Consider the following 23,779-nt stretch of genomic DNA (forward strand, 5'->3'; position numbering starts at 1 on the left):
TTGACTTGCGTGCTTGGGAAAGGGTTCAGCGCAGGCGATTGCCCTGACTGTCGAAAAGAAATGCCTTGCGGGCGGAAAGACCGACCGTCAGCCGGTCACGATTGGCGACGTCTCGCGATTCCGGCCGCTCGATGACAAGTTGCTCACCGCCTTCCGTACGGGCATAGACATAGCTGGTATTGCCGAGGTGCTCGGCGACATCGACGTGAACGGTGAGATCGGCATCGCCCTGCCCGACATCGGCAAAATGTTCGGGCCGGATACCGAGCGAGACCTTGCTTCCCTCATCGAGCCGGTCCTTGATCGGCAGGGTCAGCCGCACGGCAGGATCGCTGTCGAGCGACAGCGTAACGCTTTGTCCACCTGTACCGATGACGGTCGCCTCCAGAAAATTCATCTTCGGCGAACCGACGAAACCGGCAACGAAACGGTTGGCAGGGTCGTCATAAAGATCGAGCGGGGCACCGACCTGTTCGATATTGCCCGCCCTCAAAACCACGATCTTGTCGGCCAGCGTCATCGCCTCGGTCTGGTCGTGGGTGACATAGATCATCGTGGTGCCAAGCTGCTTGTGCAGCCGCGAGATTTCCACCCTCATCTGCACCCGAAGTTCCGCATCGAGGTTCGACAAGGGCTCGTCGAACAGAAAGACCTGCGGTTCGCGCACGATGGCGCGGCCGATGGCGACACGCTGCCGCTGCCCGCCGGAAAGCTGCTTTGGCCGGCGTTCCATCAACTCGTTGATCTGCAGGATTTCGGCGGCGCGGCTGACACGCTTTTCCGTGTCGGCCCTGGGATTACCGTTCATCCTCAGGCCGAAGGACAGGTTTTCGGCAACCGTCATGTGCGGATAAAGCGCATAGGATTGAAACACCATGGCGATGCCGCGATCGGCCGGATCGGCATCGTTGACCGTTCTGCCGCCGATACTGATATCGCCGTCCGATATATCCTCCAGCCCCGCGATCATACGCAGAAGCGTTGATTTGCCACAGCCGGACGGGCCGACGAAGACCACGAACTCGCCATCGGCAATATCGAGATCTGCACCATGGATGACTTTCAGCGCACCGTAGCGCTTGACGACATTCTTGAGCGAAAGTTCCGCCATGCGGTCTCTCCCCTTACTTGACTGCCCCGGCGGAAATGCCGGCGATGAAGTGGCGCTGCAAAGCCACGAAAACGATGAGAATGGGTGCGGTGAGCAGAACTGCACCGGCCATGATGCCGCCCCAAGACACTTTGGTGAGCCCGATGAGGGTGCCAAGTGCCACGGGTGCGGTCATCATTTCCGGGCGGGAGTTGATCAGCAGCGGCCAGAGATAATTGTTCCAGGAAGCGAGGAAGAGGATGATCGACAGCGCCGCCATGGTGGGGCGCGCCAATGGCAGGGCAATGCGCAGGAATATCTGCCATTCCTTGACGCCCTCGACCCTTGCCGCATCGAAAAGCTCCGTTGGCATCATGGAAAAGGATTGCCGCATGAACAGCACGCCGAGCGAGTTAAACAGTGGCGGCACGATGAGTGCCACCCAGGTGTTGGCGAGCTTGAATTCGCGCGCCACCATGATGAACTGGGGAATGACGACAACTGCAAAAGGCAAGGTGATGGTGCCGAGAATGATGGCGATCACCACCGAGCGTCCGGCAAAACGATAGCGCGCCAGCGCCCAGCCCGCCATGGAGGTCAGAAACACCGAGAGGACCGTATAGATGACCGCAACGGTGATCGATATGAACATCGCCCGCAGGAAGTTGGTATCCGCCTGAAGGTTTTTGAAGTTCTCGATGAAATTGGTGGACGGGACGAGCACGATGTCGGGGCTGAAAATGCCAAAATCAGGCATTGTCGAGAACACGAACATCATCCACAGCGGAAATAGCCAGATGAGGGCAAGCGGCGTCAGCGTCGCATGCAGCGCGATCTTCTGCCAGAGAAGCGATCTGGATTTCGATCTCATTTCGGCTCCCTCCCGACCCAGAGATTAAGAAGCGAAATGGCGATGGCGAGCGCCGCCATGGTGTAGGCGATGGCCGAGGCGTAGCCGAAATTGAGCGAAGTGAAGCCCTGCCGGTAAAGGAACAACCCCAGCGTTTCCGTACCGCCGCCCGGCCCACCCCTGTTGGTGATGAGGAAAGGCTCGGCAAAAAGCTGCATGGTGCCGATGACGGACAGGACCACGCAGAAAAGGATGATGGGTTTCAACAGCGGCAGTGTGATGTGGAAGAACTGCTGCCGCTTGTTCACCTTGTCCAGTGTCGCCGCCTCATAGACATCGCCGGGGATGGATTGCAGGCCGGCCAGAATGATGATGGCGTTATACCCCGCCCAGCGCCATGTGACGGCGATGATGACCAACGCCATGGCCGCATTGGCATTGTCGAACCACGAGATGGGCGAAAGGCCAACGGAAGTGATGAGCTTGTTGATGATACCGAAATCGGCACTGAACATCAGCCGGAAGACTGCCGCATAAGCGACTTCTCCGACGACGACGGGTGCGAAGAAGGCAAAACGGTAAAGCGGGCGTACCTTCAACAGTGGCGAGTTCAGAAGTACCGCCATGACGGTCGCAAGCGCGATCATGACAGGCACCTGAATGACCAGAATGATCAGCGTATTGTAGAGCGCGTTATAAAACGCCGGATCGGAGACCAGCCTCCCCCAGTTCATGGAGGGCGCAAACCGCCAGGGATTGATGCGGGTGTTCTGAAACGACAGCATGAACGAGCTAACGATCGGCCAGACCCAGAACGTCGCGAAAATCAGAAGATAGGGCGCAAGGAACGCATAAGCGATCCTGTTCCTTGACGGCATGACGACCTCCAGATGCGATGGTTGGAAAGCTTGGAGAGGCCGGTCCTGCTAAACCGCAAGGCCTTCCATCCGAGAGCTTCATTCCGCGACCGGCAGCCCCGTGGCCGTTTCGATCTGCTTTGCGGCATCGTCGAGAGCTGCTTTCGCATCGGTATAACCACCCGCGAAATATTTGGTCTGCGTCGCCTTGTAGATCGCATCTGCATCCGACTGGAACGCGGTGCCACGGCTGGGCACGATTTTCGGCAGGGTCGCCAGAATATCGGTCCAGACCGCCTGCCCACCCCAATAGGGCTGCTTTTCCTTGACGAAAGGATCATCGATGGCGGAGAGAAGCGAGGGAACGAGGCCGAAGGACTTCAGCATCGTCACCTGCCCCTCATTGGTGGTCAGCGCGTAGTCGATGTACTTCCAGGCGGCTTCCTTGTGCTTGGACGCCGAACTTATCGCCAGCGAAGAGCCACCGAGATTGGCTGCATGCGGACCGTCAGGCGTAAGGCTCGGCATCATATAGACACCCCACTTGCCCGAAAGACCGGGAGAGCCGGAGCGAACCGTGCCTTCATACCAGGCGCCATACATCTGGCTCGCGGCCTTACCGGCAGTATTGGCCTGAATCTTCTCATCCCAGATCGCAGCCGTGATGATGCCGGCATCCCTCATCTGCTTGATCTTTTCAAGCGTCGCGACACAGGCAGGTTTGTTGATGGTGATGTTCTGGCCGTCGGTCGAAAAGTAACCGCATCCCTGCTCGTTGGCGATCATGCGGAACCACTCGCTGTCGCCGTTGAAATCGGCCTGCGCCATCACGGTGCCGGGATTGGCGGCCATGACCTTCTTGCCAGCCGCGATGAAATCATCCCAGCTTTTGATGGTGGCCGGATCGACAGCAGCCTTTTCGTAGAAATCGCGCCGGTAAAAAACGGCCACCGGACCCGAATCCCAAGGCACCGCATAAGCTACGCCATCGACCTCCAGTTCCGTGCGCTTAAAGTCAGGAAAAAGCGCCTGTTTTTCAGGCGTATAGCCAAGTGCAGTCAAATCCGTGAAACAATCCGGGAACCGGCTCCAGAACAGTTCCGCCTCGAAATTTTCGACCGTTACAATATCCGGGAGGCCGTCGCCACCCGCTGCGCAAGCCGCCAGCGTCTTGTCGAAAACCTGATCGTTTCCAAGGTCTTCAACAACAATCTTGATGTCAGGATTTTGCTTGTTGAACCCTTCGACAGTGGATTTAAGCGCCGATGCGGCGACATTCCAGCTCCAGATGGTTACGGTCTCGGATTGCGCCATTACCGGTGCTGCAAGGAGCACCAGAGCCGTCGACGCGCCAAGAAATTTAAAGCACATTGAAAACCTCCCTTTTTTCAATTGCCGTTCTTTAGCGAACATGGGCACATTACCGGCGGCAGGAAATCTGTCTCGTACAAAGGGAACATCGATTTGGCGGAAAGTAAGATTGCCGAAAGAGCCTTCTACCAGCCGGGTGCAAGCAGCATCGAAGGCATGCCGACCACGCTCCAGCTTTTTTACAACCACCCGCCCATCATGCTCAGGCCGCACTGGCATGCGCAGGTGGAGGTGAACTATGTGATGTCGGGATCCGTACATTACCGGATGGGCGACCACGACCTTTCGCTCGATGCCGGCCAGATGTGCATTTTCTGGGGCGGCCAGCCGCACCAGATGGACCGTTCCTCCGATGATTCGATTTATGCGGGCGCGCATCTGCCGCTCGTCCATTTTTTCCGCATGCGCCTGCCGGCTGCGGTTTCCAGCCTGCTGATGGGCGGCGCAACGATGGTGAGTGCGCAGACGGACCGGGCCGACGAGGAAAATTTCGGCCGCTGGTTCCGTTACGTCACGTCGGGTGATCCGGCCAAGGCGCAGCACGCGGTGGAGGAATTGCTGCTGCGGGTGGAGCGCATGTTCCTCGAGCCCTATACCGTCATATCCTCCGCCGTCAGCGGCAAACGGGAAGAGAACGACGAGAGCATGGCGCCCTCAATCGGCGTGGTACGCATGTGCGATTTCATTGCCGCCAATTTTCTAGACGACATCGACGCGACCGAAATTGCCCGCGCCGCCTCGCTTCATCCGAAATATGCGATGAACCTGTTTCGCAAATCCACCGGCATGACGCTGATCAAATACCTGACCTTGCTCAGGCTTTCCCGCGCCCAGGCGATGCTGATGAACGGCAAGGACAATATTCTGCAGATTGCCATGGAAAGCGGCTTCGGCTCCGTCAGCGCCTTCAACAAGGCGTTTCGTCAGATCGCCGGCATGTCGCCTTCCGATTTCCGCCGCGATATGCGCGCGACGGCGGCTTAATTTTCCGCCTCTTCAAAATCGGAGTAGCCGGCACTGCGCTGGCCTGCCGCCTTGCGATAGGCGCGGGGCGAATTGCCGAGCATTCGCCGGAACATGGTGGTGAAAGCCGGAATATTTTCATAACCGGCATCCAGCGCCACATTGGTCACCGCCTCGCCCGCGGCAAGCCTCGGCAAAGACGCAAAAATGCAGGCCTGCTGGCGCCAGGTGACAAAACTCACCCCCAACTCTTTACGAAATAACCGCGTAAAGGAGCGCCGGCTCATGCCCATGGCGGCGGCCCAGTCATCGATTTCCACTCTGGCCACAGGCTTTTTCAGGAACTCGCGGCAAAGACCGGCAAGACGCTGGTTATCGGGAAAGGGTAATCCCAGCGGGCGTTCCGGCAGACGGTTGACCTCATCGAGCAGAAGCGCCCGCACCAGTCCCTGCCGGTGAAAAGCGGCAGGTTGCAACTCCTCGCCCAGCAATTCCGAAATCAGGCTGGAGGCAAGGGCGGTAATTTCCACCACCCTTGGGGCCCCGGCTTGAAACAGATCGGGGTGAACGTAGATCGAATGCATCTCCACCGTTGAGATGATCTCAGCCTCATGTTTCAGCCCGGCTGGAATGATAAGCCCGTGACCGGGCGGTATCATCCAGCGCCCGGCGGCGGTGCTGACCAGCACGACGCCCTGGCGTGCGCACCATATCTGCACCCGGCCATGGCTGTGGACCGGGGTACGGTGTCCTGTCGGATAGGCACGGTGAAGCGCCAGCACCGGCTCGTTGGTGCCGTCGATCAATTTCAGGCTGCGCTCATGGTCGTCATCCGCCAGACGGGCGGGTTTTAGCGATTTGATTTTTCCCATTTGGCCCATTCACAAAGAAACTCGTCCAGAACACGAAAGCAGGCCAGAAACAATATGAATAAAAGCGGGAAGAAATAAAGACACGTTTCCCGTCTCTCGCGGGGAATCTGGAGAGGATACATCATGGCCACCGTCACCAGCACCGGGTTCAGCCCGCAACGCACGGCGTTTTCAATCATTGCAGCCGCCAGCTTCTGCCACATGCTCAACGACATCATGCAATCGCTACTGACGTCGCTTTATCCGCTGCTGAAGGCCAATTATGCGCTCGACTTCATGCAGATCGGACTGCTCACCTTCGCCTTTCAGGTCACGGCATCGCTGTTGCAGCCGGTCGTCGGCATGGTGACCGATCGCTGGCCCATGCCTTTCTCCCTGCCAGTCGCCATGCTCTCGACCTGTGCCGGCCTCATCACGCTCGCATTCGCTCACAGCTTCGAGGTGCTCGTAATCGGCGCCTGCCTGATCGGTGTCGGCTCGGCGATCTTCCATCCGGAGGCGTCCCGCGTTGCCCGTCTGGCATCTGGTGGTCGCCACGGTCTGGCACAGTCCTTCTTCCAGGTTGGTGGCAATACAGGCACGGCCATCGGCCCGCTGCTGGCCGCCTTCATCGTCATCCCGTTCGGTCAAGCCAGCCTCAGCTGGTTCTCACTGATCGCGCTGATGGGCTTTGCCGTCTTGTCCTGGGTCGGCGTCTGGTATACCCGCCACCGCCGCGCGAATGTCGGCAAGGCTCCGGCCAGCCGCGCACTTCCGCTGGCACGCGGCACCGTGATGATGACGCTTGCCGTGCTGGTGGTTTTGACCGCCACCAAGAACGCCTATCTCGCCAGCCTTTCCAGCTATTTCACCTTCTACACCATCGAGAAGTTCGGGCTGGGCGTGCAGGATGCGCAGGTTCTGCTGTTCCTCTTCCTTGGCGCTTCTGCGGCGGGCGTTTTCTTCGGTGGTCCGATCGGCGACCGCTTCGGCTCGCGCGTCGTCATCTGGTTCTCGATCCTCGGCGTCATTCCCTTCGCGCTGATGCTGCCCTATGCGAACCTGTTCTGGACGACCGTTCTCGTCGTCGTCATCGGCTTCGTCTTCTCTTCCGCCTTCTCGGCAATCGTCGTGTTCGCGCAGGAACTGGTACCCGGGCGCGTTGGTCTCATCGCCGGCATGTTCTTCGGTTTCGCCTTTGGCTTCGGTGGCATCGGAGCCGCGGTTCTCGGGATCTATGCGGATAAGGAAGGCATCGAGTTCGTCTATCGCATCTGCTCCTACCTGCCGCTGCTCGGCCTGTTGACCGTGCTTTTGCCAAAGTTGCCGAGCCACCGGTAAAGACCCTACGCTCTCAAGCGTTTCGTCATGGCAGTCACCTGTGATAATCACGGTGACTGCCGTAATTCGTTGAGCGAAGACCAGCCACATGCAGATACCGATAAAATCGATCCTCGTCTTTCATGCTGCGGCAAGGGCGGGCAGCATTTCGCGGGCGGCGGAAGAGCTGAGCGTTACGCCTTCAGCCGTTTCCCAGCAGATCCAGTTGCTTGAAGGCCAGCTTGGCACGACGCTGATGGCGCGGACCGGCCGCAAGGTGACGCTGACGGAGGCGGGCGAGCGGTACTTCTCGATGATCACTGCACAGATCGAGCAGATCACCGATGCCACCGAAAGTATTCGCGGCTTCCGCTCGGTGACCACGCTGACAATCAGGGCAACCCCGACCATTTCCAACAAATGGCTGCTGCCGCGTCTCGGCTCCTTTCTGGAGGAGCATCCCGAACTGGAAGTGCGCCTTGACGGCACCAACGAGCCGACCGATTTTTCGCAGGAGCTTGTCGACATAGAGCTGCGCCATGGCGATGGCCGCTGGCCGGGCCTGTTTGTGGAAGGACTCGTGGAGGAGGAGTTCCTGCCGGTCTGTTCACCGGACATGCCCGGTGCCGGTACATTCCTGCCCGAAGATTTGCAGAACCAACGGCTTATCCACTCGGTCAAGGCGCAGGCGCAATGGAACCACTGGTTCCCGCTTTCCGGCGTGACGGCTGAAAAGCGCTGGCGTCGCGTTCTGTTCGATCGCAGCCACATGGCCATAGACGCCGCCGTTCTGGGCATCGGCGTGGCGCTGGAAAGCACGTTGATGATGGAGCAGGAACTGCAACGCGGAATGCTGATCCCGGCCGTGGCCGATGCGCCCCGCATCAAGCTCGTCACGCAATGGATCGTTTGCCCGCATTCCCACCTGCGTCAGAGAAAAGTGACGCTGTTTCTGGAGTGGATGCGAAAACAACGCGACGAGTGGCGTGCCCGTCGCGTTGTCTGATGCTTCAGGCTCCCTGTTTCAGTCTCAATAAAGACCCATCAACCGTATCGGCCCGAGCGTCAGCACCGGGAAAAGCACGAGTGCGAATATGGCGAGTGTCAGCACCGTCATTGGCGCCAGCGAACCACGAATGACGTCCTCGATCTTCATGTTCGCCACCTGTGCTGCCGCGAACAGGCAGACCCCGACCGGCGGCGTCACAAGGCCGAGTGTCAGCGTCATGACAGTCACGATCAGGAAGTGGATCGGATCGATGCCCAGCGCCTCCACCGGCGGCATCAGCACCGGAATGAGGATGAACATGGCAGGGATAGCCTCCATGAAGATGCCGATGATCAGCAGGAAAACGAAGATCACCAGCATGCCCGACATCGGCCCAAGGTTCATCGCCTTCAAAAGCTCGGCCACCTGTTCCGGCAGGCCGTCGAAGGTGAAGACCCAGGCGGCAAGCTGCGAGGTGGCGGCGATGAACAGGATGGTGCCGGAAATGCGGGCCGTGGAGATCAGTATTTCCGGCAATTCGCGAACCGGCAGCGTGCGGTAGACCAGCACACCCAATACGGCCACATAAACAACCGCGATGGCCGCGGCTTCCGTCGGCGTGAACAGGCCGCTGGCGATACCGATGATGAGGATCAGCGGCGTGAGCATCGGCAGGATGGCGCGAAGGCCGGTGACGATAACCAGACGGAAATTGAAGGGCGTCGGCGGATTGTAGCCGTAATGCACCGAATAGAAGTGGTTAAAGACAAGAAAAGCGAAGGCGATGAAGAGGCCAGGCACCAGACCCGCAATGAGCAGCGTGCCGATCGACACATTGGCGATGGAACCGGCAATCACGATCAGGATCGACGGCGGGATGATGGAGGAGAGCGTGGATGTGCAGAGCGTCATGCCGACGGCATAACCCTTTGGAAATCCGTGTCGCTCCATGGCCTTGATTTCGATTGCGCCCACAGAGGCGATATCGGCGACCGAGGAGCCGGAGACGCCGGAAAAGATGACCGACGAAATGACGTTGACGTGGCCAAGTCCACCGGGAAGCCAGCCGACCATCGCCTCGGCGAAATCGAAGATGCGCTCCGCCACACGCCCGCGCTCCATCACCGTACCGACCAGAATAAAGAGTGGCACGGCGACGAGAAGGAAAGAGTTCATCGACGAGAACATCGTCTGGGACAGAAGGTCCATGGGCATGGAGGTGAAGAGCCACAGCGTGCCGACACTGGCGAGCGCCAAAGCGATGGCGAGCGGCACACCCAGCATGCTGAGACCGAAAAAGGCGATGAGAAGAAAGACCGACATGGCTCAATGTCCTGCTGAAATAGAGATATCGGCGTGGGCGATCTCGTCCGCGGGGATACCGATCTCGGGGAGCGCGATCAGGTCCCGCCTGCTGCGCAGCGATTCGATGATGGCCAGCACGGCGATGACGGCCGAGACAGGCAGAACCATGCCGATGGTCCACATGGGGATGGGCAAGGTCGCGGCGGTCTCGTTCATCATGATCTGCTGGCGCACCAAGGTGAAGCCCGTCCAGCCCATCATGCCGAAGAAGAACACCGAAGAACCGACATAGATCGGCACCGCCAACCGCCTGAACAGGCGGTGGAACAGCACCAGAAACACCACGACCCGCGCGCTTTCAACAGTGCGGAAACCGGCGGCAAGGCCAAGGAACACCATCCAGATGAAGAGAAAGCGCGTCGCCTCCTCGGTCCAGGGGAGCGGGCTGCCGATGAGGCGGCCAATGACCTGGAGAAGAACGACGACAAGAATACCGAAACAGGCCGCCCCGGCGGCGACATCAGCGATGACCTTGACGATGGTGCCGAGCACCGACGGTTTCGTATCGCGCATGACAATACCCTTCCACTGCTGAAACCGGATATCCGGTAAAACGAATGCCACCCTGCCGCTACGGCAAGGCAACCCTTGCTGACGATGGGAGCGGCCGGGTTGCTAATCGGTGCAAGCCCGACCCTCCTTTCACTGGCGGCGTCAGTTCGTCTTGAGGAAAGCCTGCGTCTTGTCGAAAAACGCCTGATCTTTCACGAGGGCGGAGAATTTTGCCGAAAGACCAGTCGCGACAGCCACGAAAGCCTTGCGCTCGTCGTCGGTCAGCGTGTTGACCTCCATGCCGTTCTTCTTCAGCGTTGCGAGCGACTTGTCGATATCGGCAGCATCGTTCTCGGCTTTCCACAGCTCGGTTTCCGTGGCCGCGTCCCTCAACGCCGTTTTGAAGCCTTCGTCGAGGCCTTCGAAACGGGCCGGGTTCATGCCCAGCACCCAGGCGTCAGCGATGTGGTTGCTGATCGTCAGGTATTTCTGCACTTCATAAAGCTTGGCGCTGACAGGCACGTTGACCGGATTTTCCTGCCCGTCGACGACTTTCAGCTGGAGCGCGTTATAGACTTCCGCAAAGGCCATCGGCGTCGGGGCAGCACCCATGGCGCCGAAGAATTCGACCCAGAGCGGATTGTTCGGCACACGCAGCTTCATGCCCTTGAGATCGGCAGGCGATTTGATCGGCGCCTTGGAGTTGGTGATCTGGCGCAACGGCCGAGACCAGAGATCGAGCCCGAGAATGCCGATCTTGCTCAGATCGCCGGAAAGCTCCTTGCCAAGATCGCTGTCGAGATAGACCCGCAACTGGTCGATATCGCGGAACTGATAGGGAATGGCGATGGCCGTGAATTTCGGATTGAACGTTGCGTAAAGCGATGTCGAGTTCAAGAGCATGTCGAGCGAACCGCCGGCCAGCTGCTTGACGCCCGCCGAAGGATCGCCGCCATAAAGCGTGCCGTTCGGAAACACCTTGATCTTGAGCTTGCCGTCGGTCTTCTTCGAAACAATCTCGGCGAACTTGTTGGCCGCGAGCGTGATTTCCGACGTATCGGAATCCGGCGTCGAAAGCGTGAGCGTTTCCGCCTGCGCGATCGATGCAACAAGCATGGTGGCGGCAAGAGCCAGCCCGTAAAGTTTTGAAATTTTCATGTGTTCCTCCCGTTGTTGTCTCTAAACAGTTTCGAGCGTTCCTCCGAACGCATTCATGCGTTTAACTTCAAGGATCACACCGCTGTGATCAAGCTCGCCCGCGCCATGCTCGACCATGGAGCGGAACAGCCGGTCAACCTCCTCGCCGACCGGTAATGTCAGGCCACGGCTCTTGGCGAAAGCCAGCGCCGTGGACGTATCCTTCAGCTGATATTTCGCCGGCCCGCCGGGGCGGAAATCGCCTTCCACCATGCGTTTGCCGTGCTGGCGGAAGACGGTGGACTCGGCAAAACCGCCAAGCAAAGCCTGGCGCACCTGCGCCGGGTCGGCTCCCCCCGCTTCAACCAGGGTCAAAGCTTCCGCTACGGCACAGATCGTCGAGGCGACGATCAGCTGGTTGGCCAGCTTGGCCAATGAACCGCAGCCCACCGCACCGACATGGGTGACGCGGCCGAGGCAATTGAGGAGTGGCCGCAATGCGTCCACATCCCGCTGCTTACCGCCGGCCATGATGGCGAGCGTTCCCTCAGTCGCCCCTTTTTCGCCGCCGGAAACCGGTGCGTCGACATAAGCGACGCCATGAGCCTTTGCCGCCTCCGCCTGTTCCCGTGCGCTGTCGACCGGAATCGAACTCATCACCAGCAGAAATGCACCAGGCTTCATGGTGGAAACGACACCCGAGGCGCCGAGCAGAACCTCGTCGCAGACCGGCCCGGAACTCAGCATACAGAGCACGACATCGGCTTCGGCTACAGCTTCGGCAGCCGTGGCCGTCGGCTGCACGCCCTTTGCCGCCAGAACCGCAGCTTTTTCAGCACTGCGGTTCCAGGCCTTGACAGAAAAACCGGCCTCCGCCAGACGCGCCGCCATGGGTACACCCATGATGCCCGTTCCGATGACAGCGATTTCGCGGATGTCCTGCATTTTTTCCACCCTTCAAAGCCATTGCCGGTTGAGGAAACGAACCGGCAACTCTTCTTCGATGAGGGCGGGAAACGCCTCGCGAAACCGGTCGAGATGGGGTGTTTTCAGATGGTCGTCGAAAGCTTCGCGGCTGTCATAGACCTCATAGAACACCACGTTGTTTCCGGATTCCGGCCGCACCACATCGAATTGCCGGCAACCCGGTTCATCCTGAACCGAATGGGTGGCATCATCTTGCGCTGCGTTAAGAAAGGCATCCATCGCGTCAGGCTTGACCCGGAATTCCGCGATTACCACGAAAGCTCCATTCGGCATGTCCCGTTCTCCGTCCATCACGCCGCAGCGTCTTTTTGCGGACGGAACTGGTTTTCCATGTCCTGGCGAAGCTTCACCACATCCAGGTCGCTCACCAGTTCCACATCATCGAAGCTGACGATCTGATCCTTCTTGATGGCGCGCTTCAGCTTGACATTATGGGCAAGGCCGATCGGCAGCGCCTTGATGTCGAGGCTGCGGGTGGCAGGGATGGCATTGGCCCAAACCGCGTAACCGCCCTCGCCATCAAGCATTTCGCCGGGCTGCATGTCCTTCTTTGCCGTCGCGACCGCATCGCCGCGGAACTCCTTCGAGCAACCGGTGGCCTCATTGCGCAGTACGGCCGAAAGCACGCTTATCGAAGTTTCGAGACCGATGATGTGGAACGGACGCCACATAGAGGCGTACCAGCCCGAAGGATCGGTCAGCAGTCCATATTGCTTGAAGCAGGCGCGGGCATATTCGTTATGCGCCTTGAAGGTGACGAAAACGCCGTAACGGATGTTATTAAACACCTCGCGACCATCCGGCTCCTGGCTTGCGGCAATATCCACGAGACCGGAACGCGACATGCGGCCGCCATCGGCAGCAGGGCGAAAGACGCGGGCGAGATCATGCAGGCCTGCGGGCGGGAAGGCCAGACCGTCATCCGGGCAATCCAGCCCCGTGCCGTTTGCGACCGCCGCCATTTCGATGGCCGCCTTGGTGCCGTCGGTAAATGAATTGTACATTTTCGGATTGAAGTCGCCCTTGGCCACTTCCTCGTCAGTCCAGCCGAAGTAGCTCCAGACCGTATCAGGCGTCGAATACCGGTAACGCGGCTCGAAATTCATCCCCTTGCCGGCGGAAACGACCTCGAAGCCGGTGGCGCGTGCCCAATCGACCAATTCGCAGATCAGGGCCGGCTGGTCACCGTAAGCCATGGAGTAGATAAGGCCCTTGGCCCTCGCCTTTTCGGCCAGGATCGGCCCGACCATCACATCGGCTTCCACATTGACCATGACGACATGTTTGTTGTGGTCGATGGCTCCGAGCGCATGGCGCGCGCCAGCCAGCGGATGGCCGGTCGCCTCGATCACGCATTCAATCTCGCCGCAGGCGAACAGTTCGTTCACATCGTCAGTCACATAGGTCTTGCCGCTCTTCAGCGCATCGGCGCAGCTCGTCGCGTCATAACGCTCCTTCGGCCAGCCGACGCGGTCAAACGATTCCCGCGCCTTGCCGACATTGAGATCAGCGACGGCGACCATGTGGAAACCGGCGATGCGCTGCGCCTGCGCCAGAACCATGGAACCGAACTTGCCGGCACCGATGAGACCCACCCTGACGGGCTTGCCACCGGCTGCGCGCTGCGACAGAAGAGAATAGAGATTCATGTTTTGACATCCTTCGCTGGGGAAATTGCTGGCGAGAGTGCCCAGTCAGCCCGGCGAAGGCCATGCGATACCGAGGCTACGAAGGGTTAACCCTCGCGGCACCGAAGACATGACGTTTCTGCGTTCCTCCCGGATCCCGGCACACACTTGCGCCGGCTCCCGCGGTCGCCTCCCAAAGCAACCCTGGGAACAGAGTAGGAGCGTTCAAATATTAGTTCTATTTAGAAAAACAGATTTTTCTTTTAATTTTTCTAACAAACTATCAAGCCGATTTGCGCAGCATCAGATCGGCACTGAGGAGAATGCGCTCGCGCATCCGTGTCGTGTCATCCGCCTCCTCGTTCAACTTCTGCAGCAGAAGTTCGATCGATAGCCTGCCGATCTCGTTGTAATTTTGCGCCACCGTAGTAATCGGCGGGCAGGCATAACGCGAAAGCGGATGATCGTCATGGCCGGCTACCCTGAGATCGTAATCCGTGCCATGGCCGACCCTGATGCCCTTCTGGAAGGCGGCGGCGATGACGCCGAAGGCGATACGGTCATTGGCGCATAAAATAGTGCGGGAGGGCAAATGCCCTGTCCCATCCAGTAACCGGGTCGCTTCATCAAAGGCGAAACGCTCGAAATCCCAGGTTACGGTGCCGGGAACACCGATGACATGCGGCTCGAAACCAAGACGCTGCATCGCCTCCTCATAGGCCGTGCGGCGCGTTGCGGCGTTGGTATTGACCTGCGGCATGTCGAAGAAACAGGGCGGCTCGCCCGAACGGCAGAGATAATCCACCATCAGCCCGACGCTCTGGCGGTTGTCGGTGCCGACGAAGGCCGAGGTTTCGTCGAGTGGAGAATCGACATAGACGATCGGTATGCTGGCCGCCAGCTGCTCTAGCGTGGCGCGATGGGACTTGACGCCGAGCGGAGCGATGATGGCGCCCGCGACATTCATCGACTTGAAGGTGCGGATGGCCCGATCCTCGATTTCCGCCTTGCCGTCGGACGACAGCACGAAGGCAAGGAACCCCGCCTCGTTGGCGATGAGTTCGATACGGCTCGTCAGCGCCATGTAGAACGGGTCGGTTGAGTTGGGAATGATGATGCCGATGATATTGGAGCGGCGGCGGTTGAGGTTGACGGCGAAGATATTCGGTCGGAAGCCCGACTTCTTCAGCGCATCCTCGATGGCATCCCGCGTCTTCTTGCGGACCGAGGCCGGATCATTGAAGTATTTCGAAACAGTCGGGCGGGAAAGGCCGACGAATTCCGAGAACTCTTCCATCGTCCTGATAGATTTGGCCAAAGTGCTTGCCCCCATGAAATATTACATGTGGTACTCTATATCGACCGGCCTTCGCACGAAAAGCCGGTCGAATACGGTTATCAACGGCCAAACGATCATTCGGCTGCAAATTGCACTTTCATCGTGGCCGGATCGGACGGCTTTTTCATAAAGAACGGCAGCATATCCGAAAGCGGCAGCCGGTGCGACACCAGCCGCGCCATGACATCGCCATCCGTTTCCAGAATGGCAAGCGCCTGCGGTATGTTGCGGTTCAGCGAATGTGAGCCGACAAGCTTCAGCTGCCGCCGGAAGATTTCGAAAGGCGCAACCGAGATACGGGCATCCGGCGCGCAGACACCGAAAAACAGCGCCGTGCCGCCATCCGCGACCAGCGGGATCATTGCTTCCGCAACAGCTGCGATGCCGGTCGCATCCGCCACGAAATCGAACGCCTTCTGTTGCCGCAGCAGCGCCTCAGACCCGGAAACCGCCGTCTGAAGTCCAAGACTTTCAGCGAAGTCCAGCCTGCTTTCGTTGATGTCAGCAATCGTCACCGTCGCGATGCCGCGTGATTTCAGCGACAGGGCGAGCAGCAGGCCGATGGGGCCGGCGCCAAAAACAAGCGCATTGCCCGGCACCGACCCACTCTCGCCAATACCCGCGCTCTGCATGCCGTTGACGACGCAGGCGAGCGGTTCGGCAAGTGCTGCCACGTGATAGGGCATGGAACCTATGCCATGCAGTTGGTCGGCGCGCACCACGCTGAATTCCGCAAAACCGCCATTGTGGGAAACGCCATAGGCCTTCAGCGTGCTGCAAAGGTTGGTAAGCCCTTTCCTGCAACTGGGGCAGGTGCCGCAGGGCAGATTGGGATCGACGACAACCCTGTCGCCGACCTTGATGCCTGTGACGTCTGCCGCCACCGCCGCGACTTCACCGGCATATTCATGGCCGGGAATGACGGGAAAGGCACCGTCACCGTAACGCGCATGCAGCACGTCGATATCGGTATGGCACAGCCCCGAAGCCTTGACCCGGACAAGGGCATGCCCCGGTGGCAGATCGGCGACGGGCACGTCCGTAAGCACGGCACGTCCCTTCTCGACGAATTGAATCGCATGCATGGTCATCTCCGGCTTTTCAGCTCATCCAGTTGCCGCCGTCGACATTATATGTCTGGGCGAGAATATAGTCGCTGTCGGAAGAGGCGAGGAAAACTGCAAGGCCCTTGATGTCATCAGGAGTGGCGAAACGGCCGATCGGCACGGATTTGGCCACCGCCGTCTTCTTCTCACCCGGCTTCAAGCCTTCCCATTTGGCGAAATGCGCATCGACCACTTCCCAATGCTCGCCATCCACGACACCCGGCGCAATCGCATTGACGTTGATGCCGTGTTTGACGAGCGCCAGCGCCGCCGACTGCGTGGCGGAAATGATCGCCGCTTTGGAAGCGCAATAAAGCGTGACGAGCGCCTCGCCCCGCCGACCGGCCTGGCTCGCCATATTGATGATCTTGCCGCCGCGCGCGCGCGCGATCATGACATTGGAGACGGCCTTCATCATGAAAAGCGGCCCCTTGAGATTGATGTCGAAAACCCGCTCATAGCTCTCTTCGGTAATGCCGTTGATCGGCGCCATATCGAAGATCGCGGCATTGTTGACGAGAATATCGATGCCGCCGAATTCCTCATCGACCGCCTTTACAACCGCATCGATCTGACCAAGGTCAGTCACGTCCAGCCGGATGGCCTTGGCGGATGGGCCGATAGCGGCTGCAGAAGCGGTTGCCCTGGCAATATCGATATCGGCGATGATGACCTTTGCACCCTCATCGGCGAAAGCCTGTGCAAAACCAAGGCCGATGCCGCGGGCGGCGCCGGTAATCAGCGCGACCTTGTTCTTCAATCTCATGTCGATCTCCGTGATGCATGGCGGGTAATGGATGAACTCGGCCATGCGAGTTTGTGTTAGATGCGATTTTCTCACTCCCCTCATTCCTGTGCTTGTCACAGGAATCCAGCTGACGCGCGTCTCCGTGGCGAGAGAGTCCTTTTCAGCCCAAGGACTTGGGCTGACTGGATTTCTGTGACAAGCACAGGAATGAGGGCGGCGGGTGCGCCAGCCCCACCCATGCCGCCCGCCGCCAAAGTGACGAACGGGCGGCACGCCGGGAGGACGCGGCTACTTGATGTAGCCCGCGCGGGTCATATCACGCTCGACCTGTTTCTGGGCGCCTTCGAGCGCCGTATCGACGGTCTGCTGGCCGGAGAGTGCTGCCGCAATCTGCTGGCCGACAACCGTGCCGATCGACTGGAATTCCGGTATGGCGACGAACTGCACGCCGGTATAGGGAACCGGATCCTTTGTCGGCTTCGACGGATCGGCGGACATGATGGCTTTCAGCACCGTATCCGCAAAGGGTGCGGCTTTCTTGTATTCTGGCAGCTCATAGGTGGATTTGCGCGTACCGGGCGGCACGGCGACCCAGCCTTCGCTTTCGCCGACCGTCTTCACATAGTTCTTCGAGGTCGCCCATTTAACGAATGACTTGGCGGTTTCGAGCTTCTTCGTTGTGTTCGGAATTGCAAGGTTCCATGACCACGACCAGCTCGATCCGTTCGGCGTTGCCTCTACCGGAGCACGGGTGAAAGCGGTCTTGTCGGCAACCTGGCTCTGTTTGGGATCGTAGATACGTCCCGCAGCCGAGGTGGCGTCGATCCACATCGCGCAATGGCCGGATGCGAACAGCGTCTGGTTCTCGTTAAAGCCGTTGGTCGCCGCACCGGGCGGGCCGTAGGAGGTCATCAGCGCAACATAATCCGAGATCGCCTTTTTCCACGGCTCGCTCGTCAGCTGCGGCTTCCAGTCCATGTCGAACCAGCGTCCACCATAGGTATTGATCATGGTACCGAGGAAAGCCATGTTCTCGCCCCAGCCCGGCTTGCCGCGCAGGCAAATGCCATATTGCTGTTTCGACTTGTCCGTCAGCTTGGCCGCGAAGTCCTTGATCTGGTCGTAGCTCGGATTATCAGGCATTTTCAGGCCGGCCGCGTCGAACAGGTCCTTGCGGTAAAGGGTGAACGAGCTTTCGGTATAAAACGGCACCGCGTAAAGCTTGCCGTCCACCGTCAGGCCCTTTTTGATCGGATCGAGCAGATCGGCGTAATCGTAATCGTCGCCGAGATCATCGACCGGAGCCAGCCAGCCCTGCTTGCCCCAGATCGGCGCTTCGTAACCGCCGATGGTCATGATGTCGAACTGGCCGCCATTGGTGGCGATATCGGTGGTGACGCGTTCGCGCAGAACATTCTCCTCCAGCACGATCCAGTTGATCTTGTTTCCTGTTTCCTTCTCCCAGGCGCTGGAAAGCTTCTGCATGATGATCATGTCGCCATTGTTGACGGTGGCGATGTTGATTTCTTCCGCCTGCGCAAGTCCGGCCAAAAGGCCCGCTCCAACCACAGACGACGACAGAATTCCAATGAATTTGCTCATGAGACCCGCTCCTCCTTTACGGATGTCCACGCATAACAATACATGCGTAAATTTTTATCTCGCAAAATCGCGCCATTTGTCAACATCCAAAAATAAACTGTGACGTGAGCACTCTTGGATATATTGCTATAACTCGCTGTTTTAAATTCGATAATGTCATCAAAAATAATTACATGATCCGCTTTACTTGCTGCATCGCAACAAAAACATCATCAAAAAATATCTTGACGCGCGTAAATTTTAGCTGATATCCGGAAAATAACAGAGCCGGGACGCCGGGGATTTGTACCCACCGGAAAGGTGGGAGCCGAATGTATATGGAGGAGATGATGAGGCAGGTATCCGCACTTGCGCCGCACGCGAAAGGCCCGACCATTACGGCGGGTGAAATCCTCGTGGAAATCATGGCGACGACAGTGGGCGACGGCTTTCTCGAGCCGCAAACGCTGATCGGCCCCTTTCCAAGCGGCGCGCCCGCCATTTTCATCGATCAGGTCGCGCGTTGCGGCGGCAGCGCCGGCATTATCGCGGCGGTTGGCGATGACGATTTCGGCCGCCTCAACATCGAGCGGCTGCGCCGTGACGGCGTGGACATATCGGCCATCGCCACCATTGCGGACCGGCCGACCGGCAGCGCTTTTGTCCGCTACAGGGAAAACGGCGCACGGGATTTCGTTTTCAACATCGCCCATTCGGCAGCGCGCGAAACGCACATGACTGATAAGGCGCAGGCTCTCATCGAACAGGCGGGCCATGTGCACGTCATGGGATCGGCATTTGCGATTGCCGGTATCGGCGAGATCATTCTCGAGGCGATCAAAAGCGTCAAGGCGCGCGGCGGCTCGGTGTCTTTCGATCCGAACATCCGCAAGGAACTGGTGCAGGGTAACGAGGGCCGCAAGCTGATCGACGATCTCCTTGATGTCACCGACCTTCTGCTGCCTTCCGGCGAAGAACTTCAAGCTGCCTCCGGTCTGGATGACGAGGACGCAGCGATAGAAAAGCTCCTCGCCTCCGGTATCGGCGAGATCGTGCTGAAGCGCGGCGCGCAAGGCGCCAGCCACTTCAGCCGCGCCTATGGCCGCATCGACGCCCCCGGACTGACGGTCTCGGAAATTGATCCGACCGGCGCCGGCGACTGTTTCGGCGCAACTTACCTCACCTGCCGCCGCCTCGGCATGCATCCCGAAAGAGCGCTCGCCTATGCCAATGCATCCGGCGCGCACAACGTCATAAAGCGCGGCCCCATGGAGGGCGCTGCCAGCCTTGCCGAACTTGACGCCTTCATGACCGCGCTATTGTCGGAGGAAGTCCTATGACCGCCATTCTGGAAAACCTCGCCGCCGCGCGCCGTGCCGGCAAGCCCGCAGGCATCACTTCGGTCTGCTCTGCCCACCCCGTTGTCCTGCGCGCCGCAATCCGCCGCGCCGCTGCCGGTCAAACAGCCGTGCTGATCGAGGCCACCTGCAACCAGGTCAATCATCTCGGCGGTTATACCGGCATGACGCCGCGCGACTTCGTTACCTTCGTCAACAGCATTGCGCAGGAAGAAGGACTGCCCGGCGAGCTCCTGATTTTCGGCGGCGATCATCTCGGTCCCAATCCCTGGCGCAAGGAGAAAGCCGAGGACGCGCTGACAAAAGCAGCCACCATGGTCGAAGCCTATGTCACAGCCGGTTTTCGCAAGATTCATCTGGATGCGTCGATGGGCTGCGCCGGTGAGCCGGCCGCACTGGATGACGTGACCATTGCCAATCGTGCGGCAAAACTCGCGGCTGTCGCCGAAAAGGCAGCCGTGGAGGCGGGCCTGCCAAAACCGCTTTACATTCTCGGCACCGAAGTGCCGGTGCCGGGCGGCGCCGATCACGTGCTCGACACGGTGGCGCCCACCGAGCCGCAGGCGGCGCGCACGACCATTGACCTGCACCGTGAGATATTCGCGCAGCACGGTCTTTCCGATGCGTTCGAACGGGTCATTGCCTTTGTCGTGCAGCCCGGCGTGGAATTCGGCAGCGACAATGTCGTCGCTTACAATCCGGATGCGGCCACGGCGCTCAGCGCCGTACTGGACGGCGAACCGCAACTGGTCTTTGAGGCGCACTCGACGGATTATCAAACGAGAGCAGCGCTTGGCGCCCTTGTGCGCGATGGATATCCGATCCTGAAAGTCGGTCCGGGGCTGACCTTCGCTTACCGCGAAGCACTCTACGCTCTCGATATGATCGCATCCGAGATGGTCGGCGGCTATGGCGACCGGCCGCTGGCGCGGACCATGGAACAGCTGATGCTCGGCGCGCCCGGCGACTGGCAGGGTCACTACCATGGTGATGACATCACGCTCAGATTGCAGCGTCACTACAGCTACAGCGACCGCATTCGCTATTACTGGACAAGGCCCGAGGCGCTCGCAGCCGTTTCCGCCTTGCATAAGGCGCTTGACGGGAAGACAATTCCCGAAACCCTGCTGCGCCAATACCTCGGCGAGCTGCCGCTCGCCACGGTTGCAGGCAAGGATATGGAGGAGGTTCTGATCGCCGCGGTGGATCAGGTGCTAGCAACCTACCATGCGGCGACGGGCGAAGGTCGCTGCTAAGACAATCGTCAAGTTAAATTCGGATGCCCCGGCGGAGACGTTGCGGGTATCGGTCATGGAGGGGACTACCAATGGCAACACGAAACACGAGCGGTCTGGCGCGGGTTATGCTTGCGCCTTCGGTGCTGCTTTTGCTGGTGTGGATGATCGTGCCCCTGGCGATGACGCTGTGGTTTTCGTTCCAGAACTACAATCTCCTCAACCCTGCCAATGTCAGCTTCGCGGGCCTGTTCAATTACCAGTATTTCTATACCGATCCGGCCTTCTTCCAGTCGATCTTCAACACGCTTGCCATCGTCGGCGGCGTGCTTCTGATCACCGTCATCGGCGGTATTGCGATTGCGCTTCTGCTTGACCAGGACATCTTCGGTCAGGGCATCGTGCGCATCATGATCATCTCGCCCTTCTTCGTCATGCCGCCTGTCGCGGCGCTGGTGTGGAAGAACATGATCATGCATCCCGGTTACGGCGTACTTGCCGATCTGTCGCGCTTCTTCGGCCTGCAGCCGGTCGACTGGTTCGCGCAGTTTCCGCTGCTCTCCATCATCATCATCGTCGCCTGGCAATGGCTGCCCTTTGCCACGCTGATCCTGCTCACCGCCCTCCAGTCGCTCGATGGCGAGCAGAAGGAAGCGGCCGAGATGGATGGCGCCAACTTCATCAACCGCTTCATCTACCTGACGCTGCCGCATCTTGCCCGCGCCATCACCGTCGTCATCCTCATCCAGACGATCTTCCTGCTCGGCGTTTACGCGGAAATCCTCGTCACCACCAATGGCGGCCCCGGCTATGCCTCGACCAACCTTGCCTTCCTCATCTATCGCACGGCGCTTCTGGGCTACGACGTCGGCGGCGCATCGGCCGGTGGCATCATCGCCGTCGTGCTCGCCAATATCGTCGCCATCTTCCTGATGCGCGCCGTCGGCAAGAACCTCGACCGTTAAGGAGAAGCGATCATGGCCCGCAAGACAACGACACGCGCAAAGATCGGCTTCACCATCGCGGCATGGGCCGTGGCGTTGCTGCTGTTCTTCCCGATCCTTTACGCCTTCCTCACCTCGATCAAGACCGAGCCGGAGGCGATCGCAGGCTTCAGCCTCATTCCCTCGGGCACGCTCGAAAACTACATCACCGTGCAGACCCAGCGCGATTACTTCAAGCCGTTCATGAACTCGGTCGTGCTGTCGCTCGGCTCGACGATCATCGCGCTCATGATCGCCATTCCCGCCGCCTGGGCCATGGCATTCTCGCCGACCAAACGCACCAAGGACATTTTGATGTGGATGCTCTCCACCAAGATGATGCCGGGGGTGGCGGTGCTGGTGCCGATCTACCTGATCTTCCGCAATGCCGGCCTGCTTGATACCCGCATTGGGCTGACCGTCATGCTCACCTTCATCAACCTGCCGATCGTGGTGTGGATGCTTTATACCTACTTCCGCGAAATCCCCGGCGAGATTCTTGAAGCAGCCCGCATGGATGGTGCCTCGCTCTGGAACGAGATCGTGCATGTACTGACCCCAATGGCGGTTCCGGGCATTGCCTCGACGCTGCTCCTGAACGTCATTCTTGCCTGGAACGAATCCTTCTGGACCATCCGGCTGACGACCACCAATGCGGCGCCGCTGACGGCCTTCATCGCCTCCTTCTCCTCACCGCAGGGGCTGTTCTGGGCCAAGCTCTCGGCCGCCTCGATGATGGCGATCGCCCCCATTCTCGTCATCGGCTGGTTCTCGCAGAAACAACTCGTGCGTGGCCTCACCTTTGGCGCCGTGAAATAAGGAACGACAATAATGGGCAGCATTTCCCTTCAGAACGTGTCCAAGCTCTTCGGCGAGGCAAAAGTCATCCCGTCGATCGATCTCGATATCCATGACGGCGAGTTCGTCGTCTTCGTCGGCCCGTCCGGCTGCGGCAAGTCAACGCTGCTGCGCCTGATTGCCGGGCTGGAAGACGTCTCCGGCGGCAGAATAGTCATCGACGGCAACGACGCCACCGAAAAGGCCCCGGCCGAGCGCGGCCTTGCCATGGTGTTCCAGTCCTATGCGCTTTATCCGCATATGAGCGTGCGCAACAACATCGCCTTCCCACTGAAGATGGCCAAGCTCGACAAGGCTGTCATCGACAAGAAGGTCGACGATGCCGCCCGCATCCTTAACCTCACCGATTATCTCGAACGCCGGCCCTCGCAACTGTCCGGCGGCCAGCGCCAGCGCGTCGCCATCGGCCGCGCCATCGTGCGCGAACCCACCGCCGGCGTGCGGCCCGAGCACCTGACGCTGTCGAAAGAAACCGGCCTGTGGCAGGGCAAGGTCACGGTCGCCGAACATCTCGGCTCCGACACCTTCCTCCACCTCGACGTCCCCGGCATCGGCCCCATCACCGCCAGAACCGACGGTGAATTCGAATGCAAACACGGCGATACCGTCTTCATCACACCAGATGATGCCAAAATCCACAGGTTCGATGACAAGGGCATCGCGATATGACGC

Annotated in this window: 23 protein-coding genes; 8 read left to right on the plus strand and 15 right to left on the minus strand. The window is 59.4% G+C overall.

Annotated elements, in window-relative coordinates; genetic code table 11:
• Positions 1–25 precede the first annotated feature (25 nt).
• From AB4Z23_RS16280 to AB4Z23_RS16295, 4 genes are all read right to left on the minus strand, one after another.
• Positions 26–1,111, minus strand: a complete 1,086-nt coding sequence (locus AB4Z23_RS16280) for an ABC transporter ATP-binding protein (protein ID WP_019566480.1) — start codon at positions 1,109–1,111, stop codon at positions 26–28.
• A 13-nt stretch (positions 1,112–1,124) separates the two neighbouring features.
• Complete coding sequence (locus tag AB4Z23_RS16285; RefSeq protein ID WP_003517937.1) at positions 1,125–1,961, minus strand: carbohydrate ABC transporter permease; 837 nt, start codon at positions 1,959–1,961, stop codon at positions 1,125–1,127.
• The gene (locus AB4Z23_RS16290; RefSeq protein WP_013761426.1) at positions 1,958–2,818 is read right to left on the minus strand and encodes a carbohydrate ABC transporter permease; all 861 of its coding nucleotides are present in this window, start codon (positions 2,816–2,818) and stop codon (positions 1,958–1,960) included. The genes AB4Z23_RS16285 and AB4Z23_RS16290 overlap by 4 nt, the downstream gene beginning before the upstream one ends.
• Before the next feature lie 78 nt (positions 2,819–2,896).
• Positions 2,897–4,168 carry an ABC transporter substrate-binding protein gene (locus AB4Z23_RS16295; protein ID WP_112286063.1) on the minus strand — a complete coding sequence of 424 codons (1,272 nt, stop codon included), beginning with the start codon at positions 4,166–4,168 and terminating at the stop codon, positions 2,897–2,899.
• A gap of 93 nt (positions 4,169–4,261) precedes the next feature.
• Here AB4Z23_RS16295 and AB4Z23_RS16300 point away from each other — a divergent pair, with 93 nt between their 5' ends.
• The gene (locus AB4Z23_RS16300; protein WP_013761428.1) at positions 4,262–5,152 is read left to right on the plus strand and encodes a helix-turn-helix domain-containing protein; all 891 of its coding nucleotides are present in this window, start codon (positions 4,262–4,264) and stop codon (positions 5,150–5,152) included.
• Here the strand turns inward: AB4Z23_RS16300 and AB4Z23_RS16305 are convergent.
• Positions 5,149–6,003 (minus strand): AraC family transcriptional regulator, encoded by an 855-nt coding sequence (locus tag AB4Z23_RS16305; protein WP_112959762.1) that lies wholly within the window; start codon positions 6,001–6,003, stop codon positions 5,149–5,151. The genes AB4Z23_RS16300 and AB4Z23_RS16305 overlap by 4 nt on opposite strands.
• 123 nt (positions 6,004–6,126) lie before the next feature.
• On the opposite strand from AB4Z23_RS16305, the gene AB4Z23_RS16310 reads away from it, so the two are divergent.
• Together AB4Z23_RS16310 and AB4Z23_RS16315 are read left to right on the plus strand one after the other, a co-directional pair.
• Positions 6,127–7,323, plus strand: coding sequence for an MFS transporter (locus tag AB4Z23_RS16310; RefSeq protein WP_003517947.1), 1,197 nt, complete (start codon positions 6,127–6,129; stop codon positions 7,321–7,323).
• A gap of 88 nt (positions 7,324–7,411) precedes the next feature.
• Positions 7,412–8,308, plus strand: a complete 897-nt coding sequence (locus tag AB4Z23_RS16315) for a LysR substrate-binding domain-containing protein (protein WP_112192323.1) — start codon at positions 7,412–7,414, stop codon at positions 8,306–8,308.
• A gap of 24 nt (positions 8,309–8,332) precedes the next feature.
• On the opposite strand, the gene AB4Z23_RS16320 is transcribed toward AB4Z23_RS16315, so the two are convergent.
• The 10 genes from AB4Z23_RS16320 to AB4Z23_RS16365 form a co-directional block, all read right to left on the minus strand.
• The gene (locus AB4Z23_RS16320; RefSeq protein ID WP_003517952.1) at positions 8,333–9,613 is read right to left on the minus strand and encodes a TRAP transporter large permease; all 1,281 of its coding nucleotides are present in this window, start codon (positions 9,611–9,613) and stop codon (positions 8,333–8,335) included.
• Between the two features lie 3 nt (positions 9,614–9,616).
• Positions 9,617–10,168: a TRAP transporter small permease gene (locus AB4Z23_RS16325; protein WP_003517954.1), complete on the minus strand. Its 552-nt coding sequence runs from the start codon at positions 10,166–10,168 to the stop codon at positions 9,617–9,619.
• 141 nt (positions 10,169–10,309) lie between these two features.
• Entirely contained in the window at positions 10,310–11,305 is a 996-nt protein-coding gene (locus AB4Z23_RS16330) for a DctP family TRAP transporter solute-binding subunit (protein ID WP_060642674.1), read from the minus strand.
• A gap of 21 nt (positions 11,306–11,326) precedes the next feature.
• Complete coding sequence (locus tag AB4Z23_RS16335; RefSeq protein WP_441360346.1) at positions 11,327–12,229, minus strand: NAD(P)-dependent oxidoreductase; 903 nt, start codon at positions 12,227–12,229, stop codon at positions 11,327–11,329.
• Between the two features lie 12 nt (positions 12,230–12,241).
• A complete protein-coding gene (locus AB4Z23_RS16340) occupies positions 12,242–12,544 on the minus strand; it encodes a putative quinol monooxygenase (protein ID WP_003517960.1) in 303 nt (100 codons plus the stop codon).
• Positions 12,545–12,561: 17 nt separating this feature from the next.
• On the minus strand, positions 12,562–13,920 hold the full coding sequence (locus AB4Z23_RS16345; RefSeq protein WP_003517962.1) for an NAD(P)H-dependent oxidoreductase: 1,359 nt from the start codon (positions 13,918–13,920) through the stop codon (positions 12,562–12,564).
• 262 nt (positions 13,921–14,182) lie between these two features.
• Positions 14,183–15,196, minus strand: a complete 1,014-nt coding sequence (locus AB4Z23_RS16350) for a LacI family DNA-binding transcriptional regulator (protein WP_441360350.1) — start codon at positions 15,194–15,196, stop codon at positions 14,183–14,185.
• A gap of 116 nt (positions 15,197–15,312) precedes the next feature.
• Entirely contained in the window at positions 15,313–16,323 is a 1,011-nt protein-coding gene (locus AB4Z23_RS16355; protein ID WP_065705505.1) for a D-altritol 5-dehydrogenase, read from the minus strand.
• Positions 16,324–16,339: 16 nt separating this feature from the next.
• Positions 16,340–17,110 (minus strand): galactitol 2-dehydrogenase, encoded by a 771-nt coding sequence (locus AB4Z23_RS16360; protein ID WP_441360347.1) that lies wholly within the window; start codon positions 17,108–17,110, stop codon positions 16,340–16,342.
• A 270-nt stretch (positions 17,111–17,380) separates the two neighbouring features.
• Complete coding sequence (locus AB4Z23_RS16365) at positions 17,381–18,694, minus strand: ABC transporter substrate-binding protein (RefSeq protein ID WP_013761438.1); 1,314 nt, start codon at positions 18,692–18,694, stop codon at positions 17,381–17,383.
• Positions 18,695–19,005: 311 nt separating this feature from the next.
• On the opposite strand from AB4Z23_RS16365, the gene AB4Z23_RS16370 reads away from it, so the two are divergent.
• The 5 genes from AB4Z23_RS16370 (at position 19,006) to AB4Z23_RS16390 (ending at position 23,776) form a co-directional block, all read left to right on the plus strand.
• The gene (locus AB4Z23_RS16370) at positions 19,006–20,013 is read left to right on the plus strand and encodes a tagatose kinase (protein WP_161986949.1); all 1,008 of its coding nucleotides are present in this window, start codon (positions 19,006–19,008) and stop codon (positions 20,011–20,013) included.
• Positions 20,010–21,287, plus strand: coding sequence for a D-tagatose-bisphosphate aldolase, class II, non-catalytic subunit (locus AB4Z23_RS16375; RefSeq protein ID WP_035199362.1), 1,278 nt, complete (start codon positions 20,010–20,012; stop codon positions 21,285–21,287). Before AB4Z23_RS16370 ends, AB4Z23_RS16375 begins: the two co-directional genes overlap by 4 nt.
• A 71-nt stretch (positions 21,288–21,358) precedes the next feature.
• Complete coding sequence (locus AB4Z23_RS16380) at positions 21,359–22,231, plus strand: carbohydrate ABC transporter permease (RefSeq protein WP_013761441.1); 873 nt, start codon at positions 21,359–21,361, stop codon at positions 22,229–22,231.
• A gap of 12 nt (positions 22,232–22,243) precedes the next feature.
• The gene (locus tag AB4Z23_RS16385; RefSeq protein WP_003510506.1) at positions 22,244–23,068 is read left to right on the plus strand and encodes a carbohydrate ABC transporter permease; all 825 of its coding nucleotides are present in this window, start codon (positions 22,244–22,246) and stop codon (positions 23,066–23,068) included.
• 12 nt (positions 23,069–23,080) lie between these two features.
• The gene (locus AB4Z23_RS16390) at positions 23,081–23,776 is read left to right on the plus strand and encodes an ABC transporter ATP-binding protein (RefSeq protein ID WP_441360348.1); all 696 of its coding nucleotides are present in this window, start codon (positions 23,081–23,083) and stop codon (positions 23,774–23,776) included.
• Positions 23,777–23,779 lie beyond the last annotated feature (3 nt).

Origin of the sequence: Agrobacterium sp. MCAB5 (assembly GCF_052114365.1) — a bacterium.
Classification (GTDB): Bacteria; Pseudomonadota; Alphaproteobacteria; order Rhizobiales; family Rhizobiaceae; genus Agrobacterium; species Agrobacterium tumefaciens.